The 24,632-nt window shown below is 73.6% G+C and carries 19 protein-coding genes and 1 pseudogene; 6 read left to right on the forward strand and 14 right to left on the reverse strand.

Annotated elements, in window-relative coordinates; genetic code table 11:
• Positions 1-180: 180 nt before the first annotated feature.
• From ACLWS4_RS28120 to ACLWS4_RS28135, 4 genes are read right to left on the reverse strand one after another with little or no spacing between them, the layout of a single operon-like run.
• Positions 181-1,029 carry a class II fructose-bisphosphate aldolase gene (locus ACLWS4_RS28120; protein WP_416875561.1) on the reverse strand — a complete coding sequence of 283 codons (849 nt, stop codon included), beginning with the start codon at positions 1,027-1,029 and terminating at the stop codon, positions 181-183.
• Entirely contained in the window at positions 1,020-1,961 is a 942-nt protein-coding gene (locus tag ACLWS4_RS28125) for a 1-phosphofructokinase family hexose kinase (RefSeq protein ID WP_416875562.1), read from the reverse strand. The genes ACLWS4_RS28120 and ACLWS4_RS28125 overlap by 10 nt, the downstream gene beginning before the upstream one ends.
• Positions 1,958-2,872, reverse strand: a complete 915-nt coding sequence (locus ACLWS4_RS28130) for an ROK family protein (RefSeq protein WP_416875563.1) — start codon at positions 2,870-2,872, stop codon at positions 1,958-1,960. The genes ACLWS4_RS28125 and ACLWS4_RS28130 overlap by 4 nt, the downstream gene beginning before the upstream one ends.
• Positions 2,869-3,741: an SIS domain-containing protein gene (locus ACLWS4_RS28135; protein ID WP_416875564.1), complete on the reverse strand. Its 873-nt coding sequence runs from the start codon at positions 3,739-3,741 to the stop codon at positions 2,869-2,871. Before ACLWS4_RS28135 ends, ACLWS4_RS28130 begins: the two co-directional genes overlap by 4 nt.
• 298 nt (positions 3,742-4,039) lie before the next feature.
• On the opposite strand from ACLWS4_RS28135, the gene ACLWS4_RS28140 reads away from it, so the two are divergent.
• From ACLWS4_RS28140 to ACLWS4_RS28150, 3 genes are read left to right on the forward strand one after another with little or no spacing between them, the layout of a single operon-like run.
• On the forward strand, positions 4,040-5,299 hold the full coding sequence (locus tag ACLWS4_RS28140) for an extracellular solute-binding protein (protein ID WP_416875565.1): 1,260 nt from the start codon (positions 4,040-4,042) through the stop codon (positions 5,297-5,299).
• Between the two features lie 31 nt (positions 5,300-5,330).
• Positions 5,331-6,311, forward strand: a complete 981-nt coding sequence (locus tag ACLWS4_RS28145) for a carbohydrate ABC transporter permease (protein WP_117486237.1) — start codon at positions 5,331-5,333, stop codon at positions 6,309-6,311.
• On the forward strand, positions 6,308-7,156 hold the full coding sequence (locus ACLWS4_RS28150; protein ID WP_416875566.1) for a carbohydrate ABC transporter permease: 849 nt from the start codon (positions 6,308-6,310) through the stop codon (positions 7,154-7,156). Before ACLWS4_RS28145 ends, ACLWS4_RS28150 begins: the two co-directional genes overlap by 4 nt.
• A 72-nt stretch (positions 7,157-7,228) precedes the next feature.
• On the opposite strand, the gene ACLWS4_RS28155 is transcribed toward ACLWS4_RS28150, so the two are convergent.
• The 10 genes and pseudogenes from ACLWS4_RS28155 to ACLWS4_RS28200 all read right to left on the reverse strand — a co-directional run bounded on the left by ACLWS4_RS28155 (position 7,229) and on the right by ACLWS4_RS28200 (position 15,194).
• Positions 7,229-8,407, reverse strand: a complete 1,179-nt coding sequence (locus tag ACLWS4_RS28155; protein WP_074005824.1) for a Glu/Leu/Phe/Val dehydrogenase dimerization domain-containing protein — start codon at positions 8,405-8,407, stop codon at positions 7,229-7,231.
• Complete coding sequence (locus ACLWS4_RS28160) at positions 8,404-8,622, reverse strand: MbtH family protein (RefSeq protein ID WP_049650321.1); 219 nt, start codon at positions 8,620-8,622, stop codon at positions 8,404-8,406. The genes ACLWS4_RS28155 and ACLWS4_RS28160 overlap by 4 nt, the downstream gene beginning before the upstream one ends.
• Positions 8,623-8,790: 168 nt before the next feature.
• Positions 8,791-9,372: pseudogene (locus ACLWS4_RS28165) on the reverse strand (indole-3-glycerol-phosphate synthase); the annotation flags it as partial.
• Complete coding sequence (locus tag ACLWS4_RS28170; protein ID WP_416875567.1) at positions 9,369-10,061, reverse strand: phosphoribosylanthranilate isomerase; 693 nt, start codon at positions 10,059-10,061, stop codon at positions 9,369-9,371. The gene ACLWS4_RS28170 and the pseudogene ACLWS4_RS28165, both read right to left, overlap by 4 nt.
• 6 nt (positions 10,062-10,067) lie before the next feature.
• Positions 10,068-11,207 carry an acyl-CoA dehydrogenase family protein gene (locus ACLWS4_RS28175; protein WP_049650324.1) on the reverse strand — a complete coding sequence of 380 codons (1,140 nt, stop codon included), beginning with the start codon at positions 11,205-11,207 and terminating at the stop codon, positions 10,068-10,070.
• Between the two features lie 13 nt (positions 11,208-11,220).
• Positions 11,221-11,595, reverse strand: coding sequence for an ectoine synthase (locus ACLWS4_RS28180; RefSeq protein ID WP_049650325.1), 375 nt, complete (start codon positions 11,593-11,595; stop codon positions 11,221-11,223).
• On the reverse strand, positions 11,592-12,410 hold the full coding sequence (gene trpA, locus ACLWS4_RS28185) for a tryptophan synthase subunit alpha (protein WP_375874681.1): 819 nt from the start codon (positions 12,408-12,410) through the stop codon (positions 11,592-11,594). Before trpA ends, ACLWS4_RS28180 begins: the two co-directional genes overlap by 4 nt.
• Positions 12,407-13,429 (reverse strand): anthranilate phosphoribosyltransferase, encoded by a 1,023-nt coding sequence (locus ACLWS4_RS28190; protein ID WP_416875568.1) that lies wholly within the window; start codon positions 13,427-13,429, stop codon positions 12,407-12,409. Before ACLWS4_RS28190 ends, trpA begins: the two co-directional genes overlap by 4 nt.
• 2 nt (positions 13,430-13,431) lie before the next feature.
• On the reverse strand, positions 13,432-13,695 hold the full coding sequence (locus tag ACLWS4_RS28195; protein WP_074005830.1) for a phosphopantetheine-binding protein: 264 nt from the start codon (positions 13,693-13,695) through the stop codon (positions 13,432-13,434).
• Positions 13,692-15,194, reverse strand: coding sequence for an AMP-binding protein (locus ACLWS4_RS28200; protein ID WP_416875569.1), 1,503 nt, complete (start codon positions 15,192-15,194; stop codon positions 13,692-13,694). Before ACLWS4_RS28200 ends, ACLWS4_RS28195 begins: the two co-directional genes overlap by 4 nt.
• Positions 15,195-15,630: 436 nt before the next feature.
• Between ACLWS4_RS28200 and ACLWS4_RS28205 the strand changes: the two genes are divergently transcribed.
• The 3 genes from ACLWS4_RS28205 to ACLWS4_RS28215 all read left to right on the forward strand — a co-directional run bounded on the left by ACLWS4_RS28205 (position 15,631) and on the right by ACLWS4_RS28215 (position 24,601).
• Positions 15,631-17,334: a condensation domain-containing protein gene (locus tag ACLWS4_RS28205; protein WP_416875570.1), complete on the forward strand. Its 1,704-nt coding sequence runs from the start codon at positions 15,631-15,633 to the stop codon at positions 17,332-17,334.
• Between the two features lie 158 nt (positions 17,335-17,492).
• Positions 17,493-21,443 (forward strand): non-ribosomal peptide synthetase, encoded by a 3,951-nt coding sequence (locus ACLWS4_RS28210; protein ID WP_416875571.1) that lies wholly within the window; start codon positions 17,493-17,495, stop codon positions 21,441-21,443.
• Entirely contained in the window at positions 21,440-24,601 is a 3,162-nt protein-coding gene (locus ACLWS4_RS28215) for an amino acid adenylation domain-containing protein (protein ID WP_416875572.1), read from the forward strand. The genes ACLWS4_RS28210 and ACLWS4_RS28215 overlap by 4 nt, the downstream gene beginning before the upstream one ends.
• Positions 24,602-24,632 lie beyond the last annotated feature (31 nt).

Genomic DNA, 24,632 nt, shown 5'->3' on the forward strand with positions numbered 1-24,632 from the left:
ACTCGGAGGGCTACGACCTGGTCGCGGTGATGCGCCGCGGCCGGTGGATCGTCGGCGGCGAGAGGTTCTCCACCGTCGAGCCCGCCTGAGCGACGCCGACGGCCGCCCTCCCCCACGCGGGGACGGGCGGCCGTGGTGTGTCGTGGTGGTCCCGGTCGGGCCGCGGGCGGTGGTGGTGGCTCAGGGCGCCGGTGCCGTCGCCTTGAGGACGCCGAGCAGCCGGGCGACCTCGGCGGCGACGGCCGCGCGGGCCGGCCCGAGGTAGCGGCGGGTGTCGACCAGCCGCGCGTCGTCGGCCAGGGCCCGGCGGACGGCGGTGCTGAACACCCGGTTGAGGTGGGTGGCGATGTTGACCTTGGTCATGCCGGCTTCCACGGCCGCGGTGAGGTCCCCGTCCGCCACACCCGAGGAGCCGTGCAGTACGAGCGGGACCGGCACCGCCCGGCGCAACCGTCCGATGAGCTCGAAGTCGAGCGCCGCGTCGCGGGTGGGCATCGCGTGCGAGGTGCCGACGGCCACCGCGAGCGCGTCCACGCCGGCGGCGGCGACGAACGCCGCGGCCTCGGCCGGATCGGTGCGCACCCCCGGGGCGTGGACGCCGTCCTTGCCGCCGACCTCGCCCAGTTCGGCCTCCACCCAGACGCCCGCGGCGTGGCACCGGCGCACCACCTCGGCGGTGGCCCGCACGTTCTCCGCGTACGACAGCGCCGAAGCGTCGAACATCACCGAGGTGAAGCCCAACTCCACGGCCCGGTCCACGAGTTCAACGGAGGTGGCGTGGTCCAGGTGGACCGCGACCGGCACCCGCGCGGCCCGGGCGACGGCCAGCGTGGCGGCGCCGATCGGCCCGAGGGCGCCGTGGTAGCGCACGGCGTTCTCGCTGATCTGCAGGATCACCGGCGCACCGGCGGCCTCGGCCCCGGCGACGATCGCCTGGGCGTGCTCCAGCTGGATGACGTTGAAGGCGCCGACACCGCACGCGGCTTCGGCCGCGGCGGCGGCGATCGGGCCGGTTCCGCTCAGGGGCATGGGTCTGACTCCTCGGTGGCGAAGGGGTGGACGTCCACGCGGGACCGCAGGGCGTGGTGGAGGGCGGGGTCGAAGTCGCCGGCCAGCGGTGCGGCGACGGCGGCCGCGGACAGTGCCACGGCCTCGGCCAGCCGGTCGGGCCAGGGCTCACCGCGGACCAGGCCGAGGGTGAGCGCGGCGACCGCGGCGTCGCCCGCGCCGGTGGGGTTGCCGGCCAGGCGCTCGGGCGAGCGGGCGCGCCAACCGCCGTGCGGGGTGACGGCGACGAGGCCGTCGGCGCCGAGTGAGGCGACCACCGCACCGGCGCCCGCGGTCCGCAGCCTGCGGGCGGCGGCCACCGGATCGGCCAGGCCGGTGGCGGCGGCGAGTTCCTCCGCGTTCGGCTTGACCAGGGCCGGTCCGGCCGCCAACGCCGTGCTCAGCGCCGTCCCGTCGGCGTCGAGCACCGCCGGGACGCCGTGCGCGTGCGCGAGCCGGAGCAGGTGGGCGTAGGCGTCCTCGGGCACGCCGCGCGGCAGGCTGCCGGAGAGGACCGCCGCCGCGGCGTGCGGCAGCAGGGTGTCGAGGTGGTCGAGGAACCGCGCCCATTCCCCGACGCCCACCACCGGGCCGGGTTCGAGCAGGATCGTGGTGTCCCCGGCGTCCTCCTCGACCACGGCCACCGTCCGCCGCGACTCGCCCGCGATCGCCAGCATGCGGTCGGCCAGGCCGGCGGACGCCAGTTCGGCGCGGATCGCCCGGCCGGTGAGGCCGCCGGTCAGGCCGGTGACCACGGTCGGGTGGCCGAGGGCGTGCAGGATCCGGGCGACGTTGACGCCCTTGCCGCCCGCGCGCTGGGCCACCGCCCGGACCCGGTTGCTGCCGTGCGGGCGCATCCGGTCCAGGTGGTGGGTGATGTCCAGGGCGGCGTTCAGGGTGACGGTGAGGATCACGCCGCCGCTCCCTCGCCCAGAAGGTCCCGCGCGAGCAGTCCGGCACCGAAACAGCCCGCCTCGTGGCCGAGTTCGGCGGGCAGGAGCTCGGGCATCGTCTGGAAGGAGAGCCGCGCCGTCAGAGCCGCCCGCAGTGGCGCGAAGTACGGCTCGCCCGCCCGGGCGAGGCCGCCGCCGATCACGATCCGCTCGGGGTCGAGCAGTGTGATCGCGCTCGCCAGGCCGTCGGCGAGCGCGTCGACGGCCTCCCGCCAGACGGTGGCGGCCGTGCGGTCCCCGGTCGCGGCGCGCCTGCCGACCTGCTCGGCGGTGACGCCCGCCTCCCCGGTGGCGGCGGTGTAGCGGCGGGCGACGGCGGCCGCCGAGGCGAGGGTCTCCACGCAACCGCGACGGCCGCAGGCGCACGGCTCGCCGCCGGGACGCACCACCAGGTGGCCCAGCTCGCCGGCCCGGGTGTGGCTGCCGGTGAGCGGCCGCCCGTCGACCATCAGCGCGGCGGCGATCCCGGTGCCGACGGGTACGAAGAGGAAGTCGCGGCTGCCGCGGCCGGCGCCGGCCCTGGCCTCGGCGATGCCCCCGGCCCGCACGTCGTGCCCGAACGCGACCGGGATGCCCAGGTGTTCGGACAGCAGCTGCCGGACGGGCAGGTCCCGCCAGCCGAGGTTGGCGGCCAGCACCGCGGTGCCGGCCGCCTCGTCGACGATGCCGGGAACGGCGATCCCCGCGGCGGCCGGGCGGAAGCGCCCGGCGAGTTCGGCGGCGCGGTCGAGGACGGTCTGGAGGGCGGCCTCCGGCCCGCGTTCGGCGCGGGTGAACCAGCGCTCGGTGTGGCGGAGGCGGCCGTCCGCGGCCACCGCCGCGCCCTTGATGTGGGTTCCGCCGACGTCGAGGGCGATCGCCGTCGCGGTCACGGCCGGGTGAGCACGATGGAGCGGGTGAGGTTGCGCGGCTGGTCGGGGTCCAGGCCGCGGCCCTTGGCCAGTTCGACGGCGAGCCGCTGGGCGCGGATCAGGTCGGCCATCGGGTCCAGCGCGCTCACCGACAGCACGGCGCCGGTCGGCTCGACCTGGTCGACCAGCCCGGTCGGCGGCTCGCCGAAGAACCACACCACGCTGCCGCGGCCGGTGACGCTGATCGGGCCGTGCCGGTACTCCATGGCCGGGTAGGACTCGGTCCACGACCCGGAGGCCTCGCGCAGCTTGAGGGCCGCCTCGTGGGCCAGGCCGACCGTCCAGCCGGTCCCGAGGAAGGTGAACTGGCCCGCCTCGGTGGCCCGTTCGGGCAGCGGGGCGGCCAGCGCCCGCTCGGCGTGGGCGGCCAGGTCGGCGGGGGCGAGCCCGAGGCGGCCGCGCAGCAGCGCCAGCGCGGTGGTGGCGAAGCGGGTCTGCACCACCGACTTCTCGTCGGCGAACTCCAGGTCGACCACGGTGCCGGCGGCCGTGCCGATCGGGGTGGCGAGGTCGCCGGTGAGCGCGACGGTCGGCGTCCCGCCGCAGCGCTGCAGCGCGGCGAGCACCTCGGTCGTGGTTCCCGAGCGGGTGATGGCGACGACACGGTCGTAGGCCCGGGCCGCGGGGAACTCGGAGGCCGCGAAGGCGTCGGTCTCACCGAGGCCGGCACCCTCGCGGAGGCCCGCGTACGCCTGCGCGATGTAGAGCGAGGTGCCGCAGCCGATCACGGCCACCCGTTCGCCGTGCTCGGGCAGTCCTGCGGGCTCCAGTTCCAGTGCCCTGCGCCAGCACTCCGGCTGGCTGGCGATCTCCCGTTCGACGTGACTCATCTGGCTCTCCTCGGTGGGGGCACGGGCGGCGCGCTCGGGGACAGGTCCGCACCGAGCACCGCTTTCTGCTGCAAGCATCTGCTTGAAACTGCTCTATTCATAGCCCAACGCGTCATCTGTGAGCAATACTGATCCACCGAGTGCCTTGCGGCACCCGGCCGGCGAGGCAAACTCAGTTCGGCGTATCTGCTCGATGTTGAGCAAACAGTGGTCATGCAGCGCAGCTTCGTGCAGGTCGCACCATCCCCCACCCGGGCCACCGCGGGGTCGGCCCCCACTCGCAAAGGCGGTACCAGAGATGAAGCGGCGCCTTTTCGCCCTGTCCGCGGCCACCCTGGCCGGAACGCTCGCACTGTCCGGATGCGGCAAGGGCTCGGCCTCCGGTTCGACCTCCGCCGACGGGGTGACGACGATCAGGTTCGTCGCCGCCGACTACGGCTCCAACGGCCAGAACCCGAGTCAGGCGTACTGGCAGGGCGTGATCTCGGCCTTCGAGCAGCAGAACCCCGAGATCAAGGTCGACCTCCAGGTCATCAACTGGAACGACATCGACACCCAGGTCAAGACGATGGTGCAGAACGGCAACCAGCCGGACGTCCTGCAGACCGGCGGCTACGCGGACTTCGCCAAGAACGGCCAGCTCTACCCGGCCCAGGAGGTCCTCTCCGGCAGCACCGCGGCGGACCTGCTCCCCGCGATGGCGCAGGCCGGCGAGCAGGACGGCACCCGGTACGGCATCCCGTTCATCTCCAGCGCCCGGATGTTCCTGTTCAACAACGAGCTCTTCAGGAAGGCCGGCCTCGATCCGGCCGCCCCGCCCAGGACGTGGGCCGACCTCACCACCGCCGCCACCGCGCTGAAGAACGCCGGCGTGGAGATCCCGCTCGGCGTGCCGCTGGGCAAGGAGGAGGCGCAGGGCGAGTCGTTCATCTGGATGCTGGAGAACCACGGCGGCTACCAGGACGCCAAGGGCCGGTACAGCATCAACTCGCAGGCCAACGTCGACACCTTCGGGCAGCTCAAGAGCTGGGTGGACGCCGGCCTGACCGAGCAGAGCCCGGCCTCCGTCAACCGCACCGACCTGGCCAAGGACTTCGCCTCCGGCAAGGTCGGCATGCTCAACGGCATCCCCACCCAGCTGAACGACCTCAAGGGCATGGACGTCACCTGGACCGCGATGCCCAGCAAGGACGGCACCGGAAAGGCCACCCTCGGCGTCGCCGACTGGATGATGGCCTTCAGGAAGGGCGGCCACAAGGAACAGGTCAAGGCCTTCCTCGACTTCGCTTACGGCCGGGACAACGCGGTGAGGTTCGACAAGGAGTACAGCCTGCTGCCGGTCACCCGGTCCGCGCTCACCGCGCTCCAGGCCGACCCGGACGAGCAGGCCCTGGCACCGTTCCTGCGGATCCTGCCCACCGCCACGTTCTACCCCCTCAGCGACCCGACCTGGCCGGCGGTCTCCGCGCAGATCAAGACGCAGATCGGCAGCGCGGTCAGCGACCCGAAGAAGACCCTCGACGCGCTCCAGAAGGCCGCGCAGCAGGCCGGTGAGTGACCCGGACGAGCGAACAAGGAATCCCGACACCGTGTCATTCCCCAGCAGCACAGACGCCCGGCCCGGCGAACCCGCCCGGCCGGCCGCGCCGCCGAAGCGTCCGTCGGCCCCGGGCCCGGGCCCCGCACCCGGGCGCCGTGCCCTGTTCGAACGGCTCGGGCCACTGCCGTGGCTGGCCCCGGCCATCGTGCTCATCCTCGGCGTGGTCGTGTGGCCGGTCGTCGAGATGGTCGCCACCTCACTGCGGAAGATCGACACCACCGGCACCGACCACGGCCCGGCCGGCCTGGTCAAGTACCGCAAGCTCTTCGGAGACCCCCGCCTGGCCGGAGTGCTGACCTGGACCGTCGTCTGGACGGTCGTCGTCGTCGGCCTGACCATGCTGATCTCGCTCGCGCTGGCGCAGTTGTTCAACCGGAACTTCCCCGGCCGTCGCGTCACCCGCTGGGCGCTCGTCGCGCCCTGGGCCGCCTCCGTACTGATGACCGCGATCGGCTTCCGCTGGATGCTCGACCAGGTCGCCGGCGTGTTCAACCGGCTGCTGCTCGACCTCGGCCTGATCGACCGCTCCCAGGCCTGGCTCGGCGACGCCGCCCACGCGAAGCCCTGGCTGGTGCTCGTCGCCGTCTTCGTCTCACTGCCGTTCACCACCTACACCCTGCTGGCCGGCCTGCAGACCATCCCCGAGGAGGTCCACGAGGCCGCCAGGGTCGACGGCGCCACGCCCTGGCAGACCTACCGCAAGGTCACCCTGCCGCTGCTGCGCCCGGCCTTCCTGGTCGGCCTGGTGATCAACCTGATCAACGTCTTCAACTCCTTCCCGGTCATCTGGGGCATGACCCAGGGCGGCCCGAACGCCGACACCGCCACCACCACCGTGTTCATGTACATGTTGCGCGGCTACGACGTCGCCGAGTCCGCCGCGATGTCCGTGGTCAACTTCGTCGTCGTGGTCCTCATGGTGGCCGTCTTCCTCAAGGTCAGCCGCTGGAACGGGGAGGAGGGCCGGTGACCACCCCGCAGTCGCCGCCGGCGAAGCACCACCCGCGCGCACGGACCGTCCTGCTCACCGCACTGGCCTGGGCGCTCGCCGCGCTCTTCGTGCTCCCGTACGTCGAGATGCTGATCACCGGCGGACGCCCGGCCGGCCAGCTGCGGGACAACTCCTACCTGCCGACGCACTTCGACTTCTCCGCGTTCACCAGGGTCTGGACGGACACCACGCTCGGCCAGAACCTGCGGACCACCCTGCTGGTGGCCGGAGGCTCGACGCTGCTGGTGCTGCTGGTCGCCCTGCCCGCCGCGTACTACACCGCCCGGGTGCGCTTCCGCGGCCGCAAGGCCTTCCTGCTGCTGGTGCTGGTCACCCAGATGTTCCAGCCCACCGCCCTTCAGGTCGGCCTCTACCGGGAGTTCTTCGCACTGGACCTGCTGGACACCCCGATCGTCCTGGTGCTCGCCAACGCCGCCTTCAACCTGGCCTTCGCGATCTGGATCCTGAGCGCCTACATCGGCTCCATCCCCAGGGAGCTGGAGGAAGCCGCGATGATCGACGGCAACGGTCGCATGGGCGCGCTGTTCCGCGTCACCCTGCCGCTGGCGCTGCCCGGCGTGGTCACCGCCGTGATCTTCACGTTCATCTCGGCCTGGAACGAGTTCATCATGGGCCTGACCCTCACCAACTCGCCCGACCGGCAGCCGCTCACGGTCGGCATCAACAACATGATCGGCGCCTACAGCGTGCAGTGGAACTACGTGTTCGCCGCCTCGCTGGTGGCCATCGTGCCGGTCGTCGTGCTGTTCGCGGTGATCGAGCGCCACGTCGTCTCCGGGCTCACCGCAGGCTCGGTCAAGTAGCCGACGCGCCGCGCCGCCCCGCTGCGAAGCAGCGTTCCGCGGGGCGGCGCGGGGGCGCGTCCCTCGGCCCGGTCACCGGTCGGCCGGGACCTCCGATCCGGTGGCGCCGGGCGGGGTCGCGCGCGAGCCGAGGAGTTGGGCGACCGGGTCGGCGCTGCCCGAGGCGCTCAGCTCCTGCACCAGCTCGCAGTTCCTGGCGACCCGGCCGGCGACCCAGTCGCGCAGCCACCCGGACAGTTTGGGGAGCGGCAGGTCGGACGGGGCCAGCCCGGTGAGCACGCACCCGGTCGCCGCGGCCCCGCCGACGTTGACGACCACGTCCGGCAGGACGGTGTGGCCGGCCTCGCGCAGCAGCCGGCGGGCCGGTTCGGTGCAGCTCAGGTTTCCGCCCTCGACCACCAGGCGGGCCCGGACCGCCGGCACCGCCTCCTCGTCGACCGCGGCGGGGGAGGCCGCCAGCACCAGCACGTCGGCGTCGACGTGCAGCCAGGCCTGCCCGGGCCCGTGGACCGTGACCCGGGCGGGCAGCCGGCTCCGGTCGATCGTGCCGTCGCTGCTGGTGAGCGCGGTGAGTTCGGCGACGGGCAGTCCGCGCTGGTCCTCGACCGTGCCCAGGACGTCGGCCACCGCCACCACCAGGTGGCCGTGGGCGGCCAGGTGGTCGGCCACCGCGCGCCCGACGGTGCCGAAGCCCTGGATCGCGACGCGCTGCGGGGTCCGCGCACCGGAGGCGCGCAGGGCGCCGAGCACCGCGACGGCCACGCCGAACCCGGTGATGTCGGCCATGTGGTCCCACAGTTCGGCCCAGCCGACGGTGAGGCGGGTGGTGCCGGGGCGGCGGGTGACGTCGTACCCGGCGGCCTCGAAGGCCTGCCGCCGGTCGGCGTAGGTGGTGCCCTGGTCGCAGCCCAGGTACACCCCGCCGTGCAGCAGCGGGGCCGCGGCGCGGCCGAACTCCCGCATCACCGCCCGCCGTTCGACGGCGGCGCCCGGATCGGGGGCGATGCCGGCCTTGGCGCCGCCGATGGGCAGGCCGACCAGCGCCAGCTTGTGGGTCATCGCCCGGGCGAGCCCGGCCAGCTCCCGCTCGGTCACCGTCGGGGTCATCCTGGTTCCGCCCATGGCCAGGCCGTCGACCATGGAGTCGACGACGACCCAGCCCCGGGCCCGGCACTCCGGGAGGTTCAGGGTGGTGGAGAGCACGGGCCCGGTCGCGGGGCGCGCACCGTGCGGCGCGAGCGTCCGGCTCACTGCGCACCACCTTCCTCCGGGACGGACCGCAGGCGCAGGCTGCGGGGGCGCATGTCGGTCCAGACGCGTTCGATGTGCGCGAGGCAGTCGTCCTTCGCGCCCCGGACGCCGTCCTCGTGCCAGCCCGCCGGGGTCTCGCGGTCGGCGGACCAGATCGAGTACTGCTCCTCGTCGTTGACGACGACCTTCCACTGCTCGGGTGCTTCGCTGGTCATGCCGTTACCTCCGGATGTCGATGGTTGGGGGTGGAGCCGGTTCGTGGCGAGGGCCGACGCGGTGCCGCGGTGGGCGTCGAGGCCGTCCAGCCAGCCAGGCAGGCTGGGGGCGAGCAGGAGGCCCGTCCCGATGAGCACACCGGCGAAGCCCTCCTGGAGCAGGCGGGCCGCGTCCTCGGGGGAGCGGACGGCTCCGGCGCTCACCGGGCACCGGGTGCCGCTGCCCAGCACCGCGGGCAGGAGCGCCGAGCTCCGCCCGAGGTCGCCGGCGCCGCGTTCGCGGTCGCCGATGTCCTTGTTGTTCACCGCGATCACGCACTCCTCGGCGCGTGGCACACGGCTGATCTCCTCCTCGGTGACGACCTCGACGAACGGCGTCAGGCCCAGGCCCAGGCCGAGTTCGACCAGGTGGCCCAGGGTGGCGCGCGGCAGCAGCGCGGCGGTGAGCAGGACCGCGGCCGCGCCGCTCTCCCGGGCCTGGTGCAGTTGGCTCCGGCGGGTGATGAAGTCCTTCTGCAGCACGGGCAGGTCCGTCGCCGCCACGACCTCGCGCAGCAGTTCCGGGGTGCCGCCGAACCACCGCCCGGTCACCACGGACAGGCAGGGGGCGCCGACCTCCTGGTAGTCGGCGACCAGCCGGGCGGCCGACCTGTCGCCGAACAGGTCCTGCCCGGCGCCGTCCTGGCGCTTGAGCTCCATGATCACCGGTCGGCGGGCGTCCAGCAGCGCCTCGATGAACGCGGCCGTCATCCGGGCCTCCCGGCCGCCCCGGCGCCGTCCGGCACCCGCCAGCCGCGCCGTACGGCCGTGACCCGCTCGGTGCTCAGCCGTCCGTCGGGGTCCCTGGCCGCGGTGTCCACGTCGATGCCCAGGAACAGGGGGTGGTCCAGCACCGCCCGGTAGGCCTCCCGGTTGTCGGCCGAGAGGCCGCCGGCCAGCAGGAAGGGGCGCGAGAGGCGGTCCGCGATCCCGAGGACGGCCGCGCAGTCGGCCGGTTGCCCGGTGCTGCCGATCCGGCCGTCCCCGGCCACCGCGTCCAGCAGGAAGAGGTCCGTTCCCGCCCGTTCGTACGCCGGGATCAGGGACAGCTCCGCGCGGGTGTCCGCACCGAGGTGCAGCACCTTGACCACGATGAGGTCCGTGCTGCCCTTCAGGGCGCGGACCAGGCCCGGCGGCTGGTAGCCGTGCAGTTGGACCCACGGCACCCGGGCCGCGGCCGTCGCCGCGCGCAGCGCCTCGGCGTCGTTGAGGAAGGTCACGAGGACCGGGCGCAGTCGCGCGGTTCGATGGACAGCGTCTGCCACCACAGTGAATTGATGGAGCGTCAGGTCGGCGTGACCCCTCGGGACGCCGTGCCACAGGCCGACGAGGTCGGCGCCGGCCCGGTCGAGCGAGGCCACGTCCTCGGCCGAGGCGGCTCCGCAGATCTTGAGCAGCATCGGGCGTCACAGCCCCAGCATGGCGGCGACGCGGTTGCGCTGGATCTCCGACGTGCCCGAGTAGATCGGGCCGGCGACGGCGTCGCGCAGGTCCTTCTCCAGCCCGTACTCGGCCAGGTAGCCGCTGCCGCCGAAGATCTGCACGGCGGCCAGGGCGGAGGAGAGGTTGCTCTCGCTGGCGAGGAGCTTGCTGACGGCGATGTCCCTCGTGACGTTCTCGCCCTGCGTCAGCCGGACGGCCGTGTCGTAGAGCCACTTCCGCGCGGTGTCCAGGCCGATGCTCATCTCCACGAGCTTGTGGGAGATCGACTGGTACGAGCCGATCGGACTGCCGAACTGGACGCGTTCCTTGGCGTACTCGACGCAGCGGTCGAGCCGGTGGCGCATCTGCCCGGTGCTGATGACGAAGGAGCAGAGGATCTCCCACTTCATCACGTGGTCCAGGACCAGGAACCCGGAGCCGACCCGGCCGATCACGGCGGACGCGGGGATCCGGCAGTCGTCGAAGTGCAGTTCGCTCAGCGGCGCGGTCCGCAGCCCCATGGTGGCGACGGGCGGCCCGATGACGAGCCCCGGGGTGTCCCGCTCCACGACGAAGGCGGTGATGCTGAGCGGGCCGCTGCTCGGATGGGTGCGCGCGTACACCACGAACACGTCGGCCACCGGGCCGTTGGTGATGAAGGACTTGCCGCCCCGCAGGACGAAATCGTCGCCCTCGCGGGTGGCCGTGGTCCTCATCGCCAGCGCGTCGGAGCCGCTCTCGGTCTCGCTGATCGCGTGCGCGCCGATCGTCTCTCCCGAGCAGATCCCCGGCAGGTGGCGCGCCTTGAGCTCCGGCGAGCCGAACCGTTGCAGCGGGACCCCGACGCCGACCAGGTGGGTGGCGACCGAGAAGTTCAGTCCGCCGTCACGGCACCCGGTGCCGAGCCGTTCGAGCACGTGCATGGTGGTGAGCAGGTCCTGGCCCAGCCCGCCCCACTGCTCGTCGAACGGCAGGCCGAGGATCCCGGACCTCTGGATCAGCTTCCACTTGTCCCACGGGAAGGCGCCTTCGGCGTCCCCTTCGAGATGGCCGGAGCTGAGCTCCTCGCACCACTGGGCGATCCCCTCGCCCAGGGCGAGCTGGTCGGCGTTCCACCTGATCATCTGTCCGTCCCTGTCAGTACTCGGAGAAGTCGGCCGAGTCCAGGTTGTGGCGCTCGTCGCCGCGCAACGCGGGCGAGAACACGCACACCAGGCGGAGGTCCTCCTCCGGGCTCGCGATCAGGAAGTGGGCGTCGTTGCGGTCGAGCGCGTACAGCGTGCCCGGCTCCAGCGGGTGGGAGGTGCCGTCGGTGTCCACGACCTCGCCCTTCCCTTCGATGCAGTAGCAGGCCTCCAGGTGGCGGCGGTACTCCAGCCGCGACTTGGTGCCGGCCCGGACGGTGGTGTCCGTCATCGTGTAGCCGAGGCCGTCGGACTCGAGCAGGAACCTGCGGCTGAGCCCGTTGCCCCAGTCCACGGTCTTCACGTCGGCAAGGTGTCGGACGATCATCGGTGTGCCTCCTGGCGGCTTGGTGAGTACGGCGAAACGGTCTGGATGAAGGTGTGGAACTCCTCGACCACGTCGGCCCCTTCGGCGAGGGCGTGCTCGATCCGGGCGACCCCGGCGCTGCCCACGACCGCGGCGTCGGCGCCGAGGCCGTGCAGCAGGTCGATGTCCGCCCGGGAGCGGACGCCGAACCCGACGGCGATCGGTGCGGTGGTCCTCGGCCGCAGCGCGGCCAGCGCGGCGGCCAGCTCCCGGTGGTCGGCGGTGAGCCCGCCGCCGCTGCGGCCGTAGTGGGCCACCAGGTACAGGTACGCGGTGGCGCAGTCGGCGGCCGCGGCCCGCACCTCGGGCGACGACGCGGCGTAGCAGGTGGCGACCAGGGGCAGCCCGGCCTCGCGCACCGCGTCGAGGCAGTCGGCCCGCAGCCGCGGCGGCAGTCCGTGGACCAGCAGCCCGTGGACGCCCGCGTCGGCGACCCGCCGGACGAAGCCGGGCACGGTCGGGGCCCTGACCGTGTGGCTCCAGTCGGCCAGCAGGGCCACCCGCAGGTGGCGCAGCCCGGGCAGGACCCCGGCGAGGAAGTCGAGCACCTCGTCGAGTCCGACGCCGTCGGCCAGGGCCCGCTGTGCCGAGCGGCGGATGACGGGCCCGTCGGTGACCGAGTTCGGAAAGGGCACCGCCAGCTCCAGGCAGTCCACCCGGCAGTCGTCGAGCATCCGCATCACGTCGGCCAGGACGGGCAGCGGGGGGTCCCCGGCGTTGAGGAACACGGCCAGGCCGGGCCGGTCCGGTGGCCGGCGGGCGAAGAACCCGCTCACCGCGCACGCGCCGGTCGGGTGCGGAGGCGGTCGACGAGGTCGCGGGCGGCGCCGCCGCGCAGGGCGTCCTCGGCCGCCCGGATCGCCTCCGGCCACCCGTCGATCAGCCCGCTCGCGACGGCCAGGGCGGCGGCGTTCAGGCAGACGGTCCGGGTGGCGAGCGCCGTCCCCGTTCCGGAGAGCACGCCGAGGAAGTGCTCGACCACGTCCTCTCCTCCGGTGGCGGGCCGCAGTTCGGCGATCGTGTCGGTCGCGCTCGTGGGAGCCTCGGCCGGCAGGTGGATCGGGTCGGTGCCGTCATTGGGGAGGAGGAGGTTGTCGACGGAGCCGACGAGCTCGTCGATGCCCAGCTCGTTGGAGCAGAGCCAGATCCTCCGGTCGGTGACGGTGGCGGCGACCTTCCCCAGCGCCGGCAGCAGTGAACGGTCCGAGACGCCGACGAGCTGGGCGGAGACCGGCACCGCGGCCAGGAAGGGCCCGACGGAGTTGATGAACCCGCCGATCATCCGCAGGTCCATCGGCACGATGCTCCGGGCCAGCAGCGCCACCTCCCGCGGGTAGACGAAGTTCCCCGGGAAGGCGATGCCGAAGCGTTCCAGCCGCTCCTCGGTCCGCTCGTACGAGGTGGTCCGTCCGATGCCAAGGCGGTCGAGCAGGTCGTGGGAGCCGCAGGCGCTCGTGTAGGCGCGGGAGCCCGTCTTGACGACACGGACGCCCAGGGCCGCGGCGAGGAAGGCCGCGGCGGTGGAGATGTTGAACGTGGCCGGCCCGCCTCCGGTGCCGACGATGTTGGCCGTGCCGTCCAGCCGCGCGGCGACGGCCGGCCGCCGCTCGTCCAGCGAGCGGAGCATGGCGACCAGCGTGTCCCGGTCGGGCATCCGGGTGGACAGCGAGGACAGCAGCGCCACCGTCTCGCCGGGCCGCAGGGCGCCGTCCCGCAGCTGGTCCCAGAAGGACCCCCACAGCTCCTGGTCGACGGCGCGGTCCCGGCGGATCAGCGCTCGCAGCACCTCGTGCATGACTAGAGGGCGTCCGTCCGCTGCGGCTGGGCCTGGTCGATGAACCTGCTGATCGAGCCGACGGAGCGGAAGCTGTCCGGGTCGAGGTCGAACTCCTCGACGCGCACGTCGAAGCGGTCCTCCAGCCAGGCGATCGTCTTGAGCAGGCCGAGGCTGTCGATGACCCCGCCGTCCACGAGGTCGTAGTCGGCGTCCAGCTCGTTCGGGCCGACGTCGGGCAGGAACTCCTCGATGATGAACTGGGTGACTACCGCGGCGTGGTTCACGTGGCCGTTCCTTCGGTGGGCTGGGAGGGGGAGCAGTCGCGCTCGACGGGCGCGCGGTCGATCTTTCCGGTGGACGTCCTGGGCAGCGGGTCGTCCACGATCCGCAGGGTCGAGGGGACGGCGGTGAGCGGGAGGCGCTGTGCGCAGTGCCGGCGCAGCGCCAGCGAGTTCAGCCGGCTGTCCGGGGCGCGGCGGACCAGGCCGCGCAGCAGGCGGCCGGCCACCGGGTCGGGTACGGCCACCACGGCCGCCTCGACGACCTCGGGGTGGTCGAGCAGCACCTGTTCGACCTCGTGGGTGTTGACCCGGGTGCCGCGGACCTTGACCTGGTGGTCGTTGCGGCCTTCCAGGGTGACGCGGCCGTCCTCGTCGCGCCGGACGAGGTCGCCGCTGCGGAAGTAGCGCCGGGTCTCCCCGTCGTGGTGGTGGGTCGCGAACCTGCCGGCGTCCTGGCTCCGGTCCAGGTAGCCGTCGGTCTGGAAGGGCGTCGCGACGTGGAGTTCGCCGGTGCCCGGCCCGGTCACGATCCCGCCGTCATCACCGACGATCACCGCGTGGACCCCGGGCAGCGGGCGCCCGATCGGCACCGGGCCGTCCGGCGGCTCGGTGCCGTCGACCTCGTGCAGGAAGCTGTCGTTGGTCTCGGTGCAGCCGTAGACGTTGTGGAGCCGCGCGCCGGGGAACAGGCGCGGAAGTTCGGCCAGGCAGCGGGCGGGCAGGCTGTCGCCGGTGAAGACGACGTGCTCGACGGTGCCGAGCCGGCGGCCGCTCTGCGCGGTCGCGTCGACCAGCAGTTGGTAGAACATCGGTACCGCCTGGACGAGTTGGACCTCGTGGCGGGAGAGCAGGTCCAGCAGGTGGCCCGGCTGGGTGGCCCGGGCCGGATCGACCAGGACGACGCGGCCGCCGTGCTTGAGCGTGGCCCAGATGTCCAGCAGGCACAGGTCGAAGGTGAGCGGCGCGTAGTTGAGGACCGTCGTTCCCCGACGGATGCCGAACCGCTCGCCGGCCCAGGTGGTGAAGCGGTCCACCGCGCCCGTGCTCAGCGGCACGATCTTCGGCCGCCCGGTGGAACCGGAGGTGGTGAACATGAAGGAGACGTCGGCGGGTTCCGTGGTGCGTGGCGGCTTCGGTTCGGCCGGCCGCTCCCGGGCGTCCGGACCGGGGTCCTCCGGCGAGAGGACGTGCCGGATGCCGGCCCGCTCGGCTGGCGCGTGGGCGGTCCCTCCTTCCGGTACGGGCGCCGGCAGCAGCAGGAAGCGCCGCCCCTCCAGCAGGCAGGCGAGCACCAGGGCGATCGTCGAGGGCGACTTGGCGGCCGGGATGCCGATCGGCTCGTCGCCGTCCGGGGCGAGCCGGGCGATCCGCAGGCGCTCCCGCTCCGCCGCCCGGTGGAGTTCGCGGTAGGTCGTCTCCTCCCCGTGCCACACCAGGGCCGGATCACCGGGGTGGTCGGTGGCGTGCGAGACGAATGAACCCACCAGGTTCTGCTGCATCATGACTTCTCCGAGTTCATGCAACGGGGTGGGCTCTATAGACAACGGATGAGTTCATGCAACGGGTTCACCGATCTTTTTCGGAACAATGAAGGGCCGACACGAAAGGGGCCCGTCCGGCCGCCTTCCCGGCGAAAGAAGAATTATCACGTGGCGCTCGTCCACGGAAGTGGTGTGCTCGATCTACACCATGACGGCACGTCAGGGAGGGTGTGGAGGTCGGGCGCGCGGATGCTAGCCGTCGAGCGTGTTCAATCTACATAAGGATTAGCGGGGTCTGGCGTAAAGATTGTCCTGATGCCTTCGACCCCCTTCTCTGTCTTGCGGAGTGAGACGGGAGCTGCCTAGTATCCGCCGTACTGTTCGCGAAGAAGCGAATCGGCGAGGGGATTTCCGGGGTGCTTTAGCGCTCCCGATCGCCGTGAAAGGTGGATCCGTCATGCCTGGCTCCGATCGGAGCGCGCACGCTCCGACCCAGTTGTCCTTCGCCCAGCAACGGCTGTGGTTCCTCGACCGGCTGCGGCCGGGCCTGCCGGACCACAACGTCCCGACCGCGGTCCGCCTGCGTGGCCGGCTGGACCAGGAGGCGCTCGTTCGGGCGCTGACCGACGTCGTGCGGCGCCACGAGGTGTTGCGCGGCAGGATCGTCGACTCCGAGGACGGCCCGTGCCACGTCACGGAGCCGGTCGAGACCTTCGTGCCGACGATCACCGACCTGGCGCACACCCCGGCGGAGCAGGCCTGGCAGCGGGCCCGGGAGCTGGTGGCCGCCGACCTGGCGGCCCCCTTCGACCTCGGCGCCGCCCCGATGCTGCGGGCCCGACTGATCCGCGTCGCCCCCGACGACCACCTGCTGGTCCTGGTGATCCATCACATCGCCTGCGACGGCTGGTCGCTGCCGGTGCTGTGGCAGGAGTTCTCCGCCGGGTACGGCGCCGCCGTCGACGGCCGGCCGATCGCCCTGCCGGACCTGCCCGTCCAGTACGCCGACTTCGCGCACTGGCAGCGGAACCACCTGGCCGGAACCGCGCTGCAGGGCCAACTCGACTACTGGCGAGAGCACTTGGCCGACCTGGCCCCTTCGGTGCTCCCGACGGACCGGGAGCGCCCCGCGGCGTGGTCCGGTCGGGGCGACCAGGTCGAGATCGAGATCCCGGCGGAACTCGCCGACCGGATCCGCGCACTGGGGCGCACCCACGAGGTGACGCCGTTCATGACGCTGCTGGCCGCCTTCCAGGTCCTGCTCGCGCGCTGCACGGGACAGGACGACGTGACGGTGGGCACCCCGATCTCCGGGCGGACCCGGATCGAGGTGGAGCCGCTGGTCGGCTTCTTCGTCAACACCCTCGTCCTGCGCACCGACCTGTCCGGCGACCCCGGCTTCACCGACGTGCTCGCCCGGGTGCGGCGGTGCGCGGTGGAGGCCTACGCCCACCAGGACGTCCCCTTCGAGCGGCTGGTGCAGGAGCTGCGGCCCGAGCGCGACCTCGGCCAGCACCCGCTGGTCACTGTCATGTTCCAGCTGGAGGATCCGCCCGCGCTCCCGTCCGGCCTTCCGGGGCTGGAGGTGAGCAGCCATCAGATACCGAACGACGTCGCCAAGTTCGACATCGAGGTCTCCCTGACGGACCTCGGCGACCGCCTCACCGGCGTCATCCGCTACGCCGCCGACCTCTTCGAGCGCGACACGGTGCTGCGGCTCGCCGAGGGCTTCACAGCACTGCTCGACCACCTCGTCGGCGCTCCCGAACGGCCGATCTCGGCCTGGCAGACCCCGCCCGGCCTCCGCGTGGGCGCCTCTGCCCCCACCGTGCACCCCGCGGCCCCGCGGCCCGATGCCTCCCAGGCCGGCGCCGCCGAGACCGAGACCGAACTCCTCGTGCTGGAGACCTGGGCCGAGGTGCTCGGAGTCACCCCGGACGGCGTGCACAGCGACTTCTTCGAACTGGGCGGCCATTCGCTGCTCGCCTCGAAGGTCATGTCCCGGCTCGGCCGGGCGCTCGACCTCGAACTGCCGGTCGTCCTGCTCTTCTACCACCCGACCGTCGCCGAACTCGCCGACGGCATCGACGCGGCGCTGCTGGCGGACCTCGGCGAAGCCGAGGCGGAACCGCTCCCCGCCGGAAAGGCCCGTCACCCGTGAAGGCACATCACAGTCGCCCCGAAAAGCCCGGCCAGCCGACCGCTCCCACGCGGGCCGGCCTACGCGCCCTGCTCGACCAACGCGTCCGCGCGGCCCGGAGCAGGGCAGCCGAGGGCGAGCCGGAGGCCGCGGTCCCGCCCCGCCCGGAGGGTCCGCGGGTGCCGTCGTTCACCCAGGAACGCATGTGGCTGATCGAGCGGCTGTCCGACGGCCCCGCGCTGTACAACGTCCACGAGGTCTTCCGGCTGCGCGGCCCGCTGGACGTGGCCGCCCTCGGCCACAGCCTCACCGATCTGGTGCGGCGCCATGAAGTCCTGCGCACCGCCTTCCCCGAGGAGGACGGCCGCCCCGTCCCCTCGGTGGAGCCGGCCCGGCCGGTCGACCTGCCCGTCACGGACCTGCGGACCGAGCCCGCGGAACGCCGGACGGAACTCGCCCTCGACCTCGTCCACTCCGAGATCCTGCGCCCCTTCGACCTGGCCGCCGCCCCGCTGCTGCGCGCGTCGCTGCTGCGGGTCGACGAGGACGAGCACCTCCTGGTGGTGGTCGTCCACCACATCGCGGTCGACGGCTGGTCGATGCCGCTGCTGTGGGACGACCTGTCGGCGATGTACCGGAGCCGGCTGGAAGGCCGCGAGCACGAGCTGCCACCCTTGCGGATCCAGTACGCGGACTTCGCCCACTGGCAGCGGACCCGGCTCTCCGGCGACCGCCTGCAGAGCCAACTGGACTACTGGAGCGCGCAGTTGTCCGGGATGTCGCCGCTGGACCTGCCCACCGACCGTCCGCGCGGACCGGTCCGTACGGGCCGGGGCGAGCGGATCACCTTCACGGTGCCCGAGGAACTGGCCGAGCGGCTGCGGCTGCTGGGCCGGCGGCACGGCGCGACGATGTTCATGACCCTGCTGGCCGGGTTCCAGGCCCTGCTCGCCCGCTACAGCGGGCAGTCCGACGTGGCGGTCGGCACGCCGGTCGCGGGCCGCACCCGGCCGGAACTCGACCCGCTGGTGGGCTCGTTCATCAACACCGTGGTCCTGCGCACCGACCTCGCGGACGACCCGGGCTTCGCCGAACTGCTCGACCGGGTCCGCCGGACCGCCCTGGACGCCTACGCGCACCAGGACGTGCCGTTCGAGCGGCTGGTGCAGGAGCTGCGGCCGGCCCGCGGCCTCGACCGCAACCCGCTGTTCCAGGTGATGGTCGCCGGCCTGTCCGACCCGACCGCCTCCCTCCGGCTGGCCGGGGCGGAGGTCGAACAGCTGGAGGTCGACAACGGCACGGCCAAGGTCGACCTCAGCCTGGTGATCGCCGACCGGCCGAGCGGTCCGGACGGCACGGCCGGCACGAGCGGGACAAGCAGTGCGGCAGGCACGACCGGCACCGTGGCCTTCGACACCGCCCTGTTCGACCGCGCGAGCGTGGAGCGCCTGGTCGGCCACTACCTCCGGCTGCTGGACGCCGCGGCCGACGACCCCGACCGTCCCGTCTCCCGCCTGGACCTGCTCACCGAGGCCGAGCGCGAGGCGCTGCTGGTGGCCGCCAACGCCACCGACGAACCCTTCCCCGCCGAGCTCTGCGTGCACGAGCTGGTCGAGGAGCGGGCCCGGCTGACCCCCGAGGCGGTGGCGGTCCGCTGCGGAAGCGAGCGACTGACCTACCGGGAACTCGACGGCCGGGCCAACCGGTTGGCCCGGCACCTGCGAGCCCGGGGAGCCCGGCCGGAACGCCTGGTCGGTGTCTGCCTGCCGCGCTCGGCGGAGCTGGTCGTGGCCCTGCTGGCCGTCCTCAAGTCGGGCGCCGCCTACCTGCCGCTGGACCCGGACCTCCCGGCCCAGCGGATGTCGTTCATGCTCGCCGACGCCGACGTGCCGCTGCTGCTCACCCGGCGCTCCCTGGCCGACCGGCTGCCGGAGCACGGCGCCGAGACGGTGTGGCTGGACGCCGAGGCCCCGCTCGTCGCGGCCCTGCCCGAGGACCGGCTGCCGCCGCTCGCGACGCCCGCCGACCTGGCGTACTCGATCTACACCTCCGGTTCGACCGGCCGCCCCAAGGCCGTGCTGGTCCCGCACGAGGGCGTCGTCAACTACCTGGTGGTCCGCGGCCGCCAGCTGGACCTCGACGGGTCCGACGTCGTCGCCTCGGTGGCCTCGATCTCCTTCGACGTCATCGTCCCCCAGGTGCTCATGCCGCTGGCCTGGGGCGCGAGCGTGGTGATCGCCCCGTCGGAGGTCGCGGTCGACGGCCCGCGCCTGACGGAGATGATGCGCGAGTTCGGCGTCACCACGCTCATGGCCACCCCGGCCACCTGGCTCCTGCTGCTGGACGGCGGCTGGCAGGGCGGCCGGTTCCAGGCGATCTGCGTGGGCGAACCGCTCCAGCCCGCCCTGGCCCGGCGGCTCCTCGACCGGGTCTCCACGCTCTGGAACGGCTACGGTCCCACCGAGGCGTCCGTCGGCTGCGTCACCCGGCGGGTGGACGCCGACCGGGACCTGGCCCGGCCGGGCGGGTCCGTGCCGATCGGCCGGCCGCTCGGCAACCTCCGGATCTACCTGCTGGACCCGGCCGGCGCCCCGGTGCCCGTCGGCGTCCCGGGGGAGATCCACATCGGCGGGGTCGGCGTCACCCGCGGGTACGCCAACCGGCCGGGGCTGACCGCCGAGCGCTTCGTGCCCGACCCGTTCGGCGCGGACGGCGGCCGGCTGTACCGGACCGGCGATCTGGCGCGGTACCTGCCGGACGGCAGCCTGGTCTTCCTCGGCCGCACCGACGAGCAGGTGAAGATCCGCGGGTACCGCATCGAGCTGGGCGAGATCGAGGCCGCGCTGTGCGCGCAGCCCGGTGTCGCCAGGGCCGCGGTGACGGTGCGCGGCGGCGGGGCGGACGCCGAACTGGCCGGCTACCTGGTGTGGCAGGACGGGCCGGGTGACCTGGCGGCCGTGCGGCGCGCCCTGCGCGAGACCCTGCCCGAGTTCATGGTGCCCACGACGCTGACCGCGCTCGACCGGATCCCCCTGACCACCAACGGCAAGGTGGACCGTGCGGCCCTGCCCGAGCCCGCCCGCCACGACCACGCGGCCGGTGCGCTCCCGCCGCGGGACCTGCCGGAACTCCTGATGACCAGGATCTGGGAGCGCGTGCTGGGCACCCCGCGGGTCGGCGTCCGGGACGACTTCTTCGCGCTGGGCGGGCACTCCCTGAGGGCGGTCGAGCTGGTGGAGGCCGTCCGGCGGGAGTGGGGGGTGACCGTGCCGCTGAACACGGTGTTCCGCCACCCCACCGTCGAGGGGCTGTGCGCGGAACTGCCCAACGCGGCGCGGGCCCTGCGCCGACTGGTCGTTCCGCTGGCCGAGGGGGACCGCCGCCGGGCGCCGCTGATCCTGGTGCACCCGCAGAGCGGCGACGTGTGCTCCTTCCTCCACCTGGCCGGACAGCTCGCCGAATCCCCGGTTGACGCCGCCCGGCCCGTCTACGGCCTGGAGGCCGTCGGCTACAACACCGACGAGCCGCCCCTGGCCACCGTCGAGGAGCTGGCGCAGCGCTACCTGCGCGAGCTGCGGTCCGTCCTGCCCGACGGCCCGTACCTGCTGGCCGGCTGGTCCTTCGGCGGGCTGGTCGCCTTCGAGCTGGCCCGCCTGCTGGAGGAGCAGGGGAACCCCCCGGGGTTCCTCGGGATCATCGACGTCGGAGCGCCCGCGTCCACCGCGTCCACCGGTGAAGCCGCCGACGGGGCGGACGGGGACCTCCACGAGCTCGACGAGGAGGCCGCCCTCGCCCTGCTGCTCCACGACGCGGACGGCCGCGAGCACCTTCCCTCGCACGTGCGCACCGAACAACTGCGGCGCATGGCACGGGTGTTCACCGCCAACGGCGCCGCCGCCCGGCGCTACCGGTCGACGGCACGGCTGCGGACACCGATCCACCTGTTCACCAGCGCCGAGACCCACCCCGAACTCGGCGGCCCGGTCGTGGTCCCCGCCCGGTGGCGGGACCGCACCCGGGGGGCGTTGAGCGTCGTCGAGGTCCCCGGCAACCACCACGACATGCTGTCGCCGCCGCACGTCGCCCCCTTCGCCGACGCGCTGTCGGCCGTCCTGGAGGAGCTCGGATGAGCGACGAGAACGAGCTGCCGCTGTCGTCGGCGCAGTCCGGCATCTGGTTCGCCCACCACCTGCGCCCCGGCAGCCCCGCCTACAACACCGGCGAGTACGTGGACATCCCCGGGCCGATCGACCCGGAGCTGTTCGAGACGGCCGTACGGCGCGTGGTGGACGAGACCGAGTCCCTGCGCGTCCGCCTCACCGACGGCGCCGACGGCCCCCGGCAGGTCGTCACCCCATTGCCCGACTGGACGATTCACCACGTCGACCTCACCTCGGCACCGGACCCGCTGGGGGAGGCCGAGCGCTGGATGCGCGCCGACCTGTCCACCCCGCTCGGCCTCACCCGGGACCCGCTGTTCCGCCAGGCCCTGTTCGCCGTCGCGCCGGACCGCTTCCTCTGGTACCAGCGCGTCCACCACATCGTGGTCGACGGCTTCAGCATGTCGCTCATCGCCCGCCGCGTCGCCAAGACCTACACCGGACTGGTCGGGGGCCGGGCCGGGGCAGGGCCGGCCTTCGGGCCGCTGAGCGCCCTGCTGGCGCACGACGCCGCCTACCACGCCTCCGAACAGCCCGAGCGGGACCGGGAGTTCTGGGCGGCCCGGCTGGCCGGACGACCGGACCCGGTCAGCCTCGCCAGCCGCTCGGCGCCCGCCTCGGACGGCTTCCTGCGGCGGACCGGCAGTCTCGACGCGCCCACCCTGGCCGCGCTGCGGCGGGCCGCGCGACCCGCCGGGGCGAGCTGGCCCACCGCCTTCACCGCCGCGGTCGCCGCGTACCTCCACCGCCTCAGCGGCGAACGGGACATCGTGCTCAGCATGCCGGTGACCGGGCGCACCGGCTCCGCCGCGCCGGCCGTCCCCGGCATGGTGGCGAACGTGGTGCCGCTGCGGCTGCGCGTCCACCCCGAACAGGGCCTGCCCGCGCTCGCGCGACAGGTGGCCGAGGAGGTCGCCGCCCAGCGCGGGCACCAGCGCCACCGCAGCGAGGACCTGCGCAGGGAACTGGACCCGGCCCGGTCGGAGCGGGTCCTGTTCGGGCCCGTCGTCAACATCATGTCCTTCTACTACCACCTGGACTTCGCGGGCGTCCGGGCCACCGTGCACAACCTGTCCAACGGGCCGGTCGAGGACCTCTCCTTCTCCGTCTACGACCGCTCCGACGGCACCGAGCCCCGGCTCGACCTCGACGCCAACCCCGCGCTCTACACCGAGGCCGAACTCACCGGCCACCAGCAGCGGTTCCTCCGCTTCCTGGACGCGGTGGCCGCCGCCGACCCGGACCGGCCGATCGGCCGGCCCGACCTCCTCACCCCCGGGGAACGGCACCGGACCGTCGTGGCCGCCAACCGCACCACGCGGCCCCTGCCACACCCGACGGTGCCCGCGGCCTTCGCGGTCGAAGTCGCGCGCAGGCCCGAGGCGCCCGCCGTGGTGTGCGGCGAAACCACCCTGTCCTACGCGGAGTTGAACGCCCGGGCCAACCGGCTGGCCCACCGGCTCATCGCCCTCGGTGTCCGCTGCGACAGCACGGTGGCCGTGCTCATGGAACGCTCCGTCGACGTGGTGGTGGCGGTCCTGGCGGTCACCAAGGCCGGCGGCGCCTACGTACCGCTGGACACCCGGGCCCCGGCGGCCCGCCTGCGCCGCGTCCTGGACGACACCGGCGCGGCGGTGCTGCTCACCCACCGGGCCACCCGGGAGCACGCGCCGTCCCTCGGCACCCCCGGGGTCGTCGTCGACGCCGACCCCGGCCTCGCCGACCAGCCGGTCACCGACCCCGTCGTGCCGCTGCGCCCGGACCACCTGGCCTGCGTCCTGTACACCTCGGGCTCCACGGGCACGCCGAAGGGCGTGGCCCTGAGCCACCGCAACGTCATCAGCCTGACCGCGCAAGGCTGTTGGCGCGAGGAGGACGGCCCGCGCGTCCTCGCGCACTCCCCGCACGCCTTCGACGCCTCGACCTACGAGTGGTGGGTGCCGCTGCTCAACGGCGGCCGGGTGGTCGTGGCCCCGCCCGGGGAGCTGGCCCTCGCGGACCTCCACCGGCAGATCGTCGACCACCGGGTCGGCGCGCTCTGGCTGACGGCCGGGCTGTTCCGGGTGTTCGCCGAGGAGTCCCCCGGCACGCTGGCCGGGGTCGGCCAGGTGTGGACCGGCGGCGACATCGTGCCGGCCGACGCGGTGCGGCGCGTCCTGGACCGCTGCCCGGACTCCGTGGTGGTCGCCGGGTACGGCCCGACCGAGGCCACCACGTTCACCACCCGCCGGGTGCTCCGCCCCGGCCAGGCCGTGCCCGACGTCGTCCCCCTCGGCCGGCCGGTGGACAACCGGCGGGTGTACGTCCTGGACGAGGCGCTGTCCCCGGTGCCGCCGGGGGTGGCCGGCGTGCTGTACGTCGCCGGGGCGGGCGTGGCGCGCGGGTACCTGAACGACCCCCGCCGGACGGCCGCCCAGTTCGTGCCGTGCCCGTTCGGCGAACCGGGCGAGCGGATGTACCGCACGGGCGACGTGGTCCGCTGGAACGCCGAGGGGGAGCTGGAGTTCCTCGGCCGCGCGGACGAACAGGTCAAGCTCCACGGCTTCCGCATCGAACTCGGCGAGATCGAGGCGGTCCTGGCCGGGCACCCCGCCGTCGCCCAGGCGACCGTGGTCGCCGGCCCGGGCGCCTCCTCCGGCCGGCGTCTGATCGGCTACGTCGTCCCGGCCGGGGCCCCGGGGCCAGACCCGGCGCTCGACCCGGCCTCGGTACGGGAGCACGCCGCCGCGGCCCTGCCGGACTACATGGTGCCCTCGGCGATCGTCGTGCTCGACGCCTTCCCCCTGACGCCCAGGGGGAAGATCGACCGGGCCGCGCTGCCCGTCCCCGACCCCGAGCCGGCACCGTCCGGGCCCGGGCCGCGCACCCCGGCGGAGCGGACGATGTGCGCGCTGTTCGCCGAGGTGCTCGGCCGGCCCGAGGTGGGCGTCGACGACGGCTTCTTCGCGCTCGGCGGCAACTCCCTGCTGGCGACCCGGCTGGTCAACCGGGTGCGGGTGCGGTTCGGCCGGGACCTCACCCTCGGCGCCCTGTTCCAGGCGCCCACCCCGGCGCGCCTGGTCGAAGCCTTGGAGGAGGCCCCGGACGCCGCGTCCGTACCGGTCCTCTCACCCCGTACCCGACTCTGAGCCCCTGAGGGCGATCACAGGAAGCACCTTC

Origin of the sequence: Kitasatospora sp. SC0581 (assembly GCF_048159585.1) — a bacterium.
In the GTDB taxonomy this organism is placed as follows: Bacteria; Actinomycetota; Actinomycetes; order Streptomycetales; family Streptomycetaceae; genus Kitasatospora.

What these genes read in the sequence shown, in the direction of transcription:
- ACLWS4_RS28160 (WP_049650321.1), bottom strand. Translation starts at nt 8,622, where the DNA reads ATGACCAGCGAAGCACCCGAGCAGTGGAAGGTCGTCGTCAACGACGAG.
- ACLWS4_RS28180 (WP_049650325.1), bottom strand. Translation starts at nt 11,595, where the DNA reads ATGATCGTCCGACACCTTGCCGACGTGAAGACCGTGGACTGGGGCAAC.
- ACLWS4_RS28200 (WP_416875569.1), bottom strand. Translation starts at nt 15,194, where the DNA reads ATGATGCAGCAGAACCTGGTGGGTTCATTCGTCTCGCACGCCACCGAC.
- ACLWS4_RS28135 (WP_416875564.1), bottom strand. Translation starts at nt 3,741, where the DNA reads ATGAGTCACGTCGAACGGGAGATCGCCAGCCAGCCGGAGTGCTGGCGC.
- ACLWS4_RS28170 (WP_416875567.1), bottom strand. Translation starts at nt 10,061, where the DNA reads ATGCTGCTCAAGATCTGCGGAGCCGCCTCGGCCGAGGACGTGGCCTCG.
- ACLWS4_RS28190 (WP_416875568.1), bottom strand. Translation starts at nt 13,429, where the DNA reads ATGCACGAGGTGCTGCGAGCGCTGATCCGCCGGGACCGCGCCGTCGAC.
- ACLWS4_RS28205 (WP_416875570.1), top strand. Translation starts at nt 15,631, where the DNA reads ATGCCTGGCTCCGATCGGAGCGCGCACGCTCCGACCCAGTTGTCCTTC.
- ACLWS4_RS28215 (WP_416875572.1), top strand. Translation starts at nt 21,440, where the DNA reads ATGAGCGACGAGAACGAGCTGCCGCTGTCGTCGGCGCAGTCCGGCATC.
- ACLWS4_RS28140 (WP_416875565.1), top strand. Translation starts at nt 4,040, where the DNA reads ATGAAGCGGCGCCTTTTCGCCCTGTCCGCGGCCACCCTGGCCGGAACG.
- ACLWS4_RS28120 (WP_416875561.1), bottom strand. Translation starts at nt 1,029, where the DNA reads ATGCCCCTGAGCGGAACCGGCCCGATCGCCGCCGCCGCGGCCGAAGCC.
- ACLWS4_RS28175 (WP_049650324.1), bottom strand. Translation starts at nt 11,207, where the DNA reads ATGATCAGGTGGAACGCCGACCAGCTCGCCCTGGGCGAGGGGATCGCC.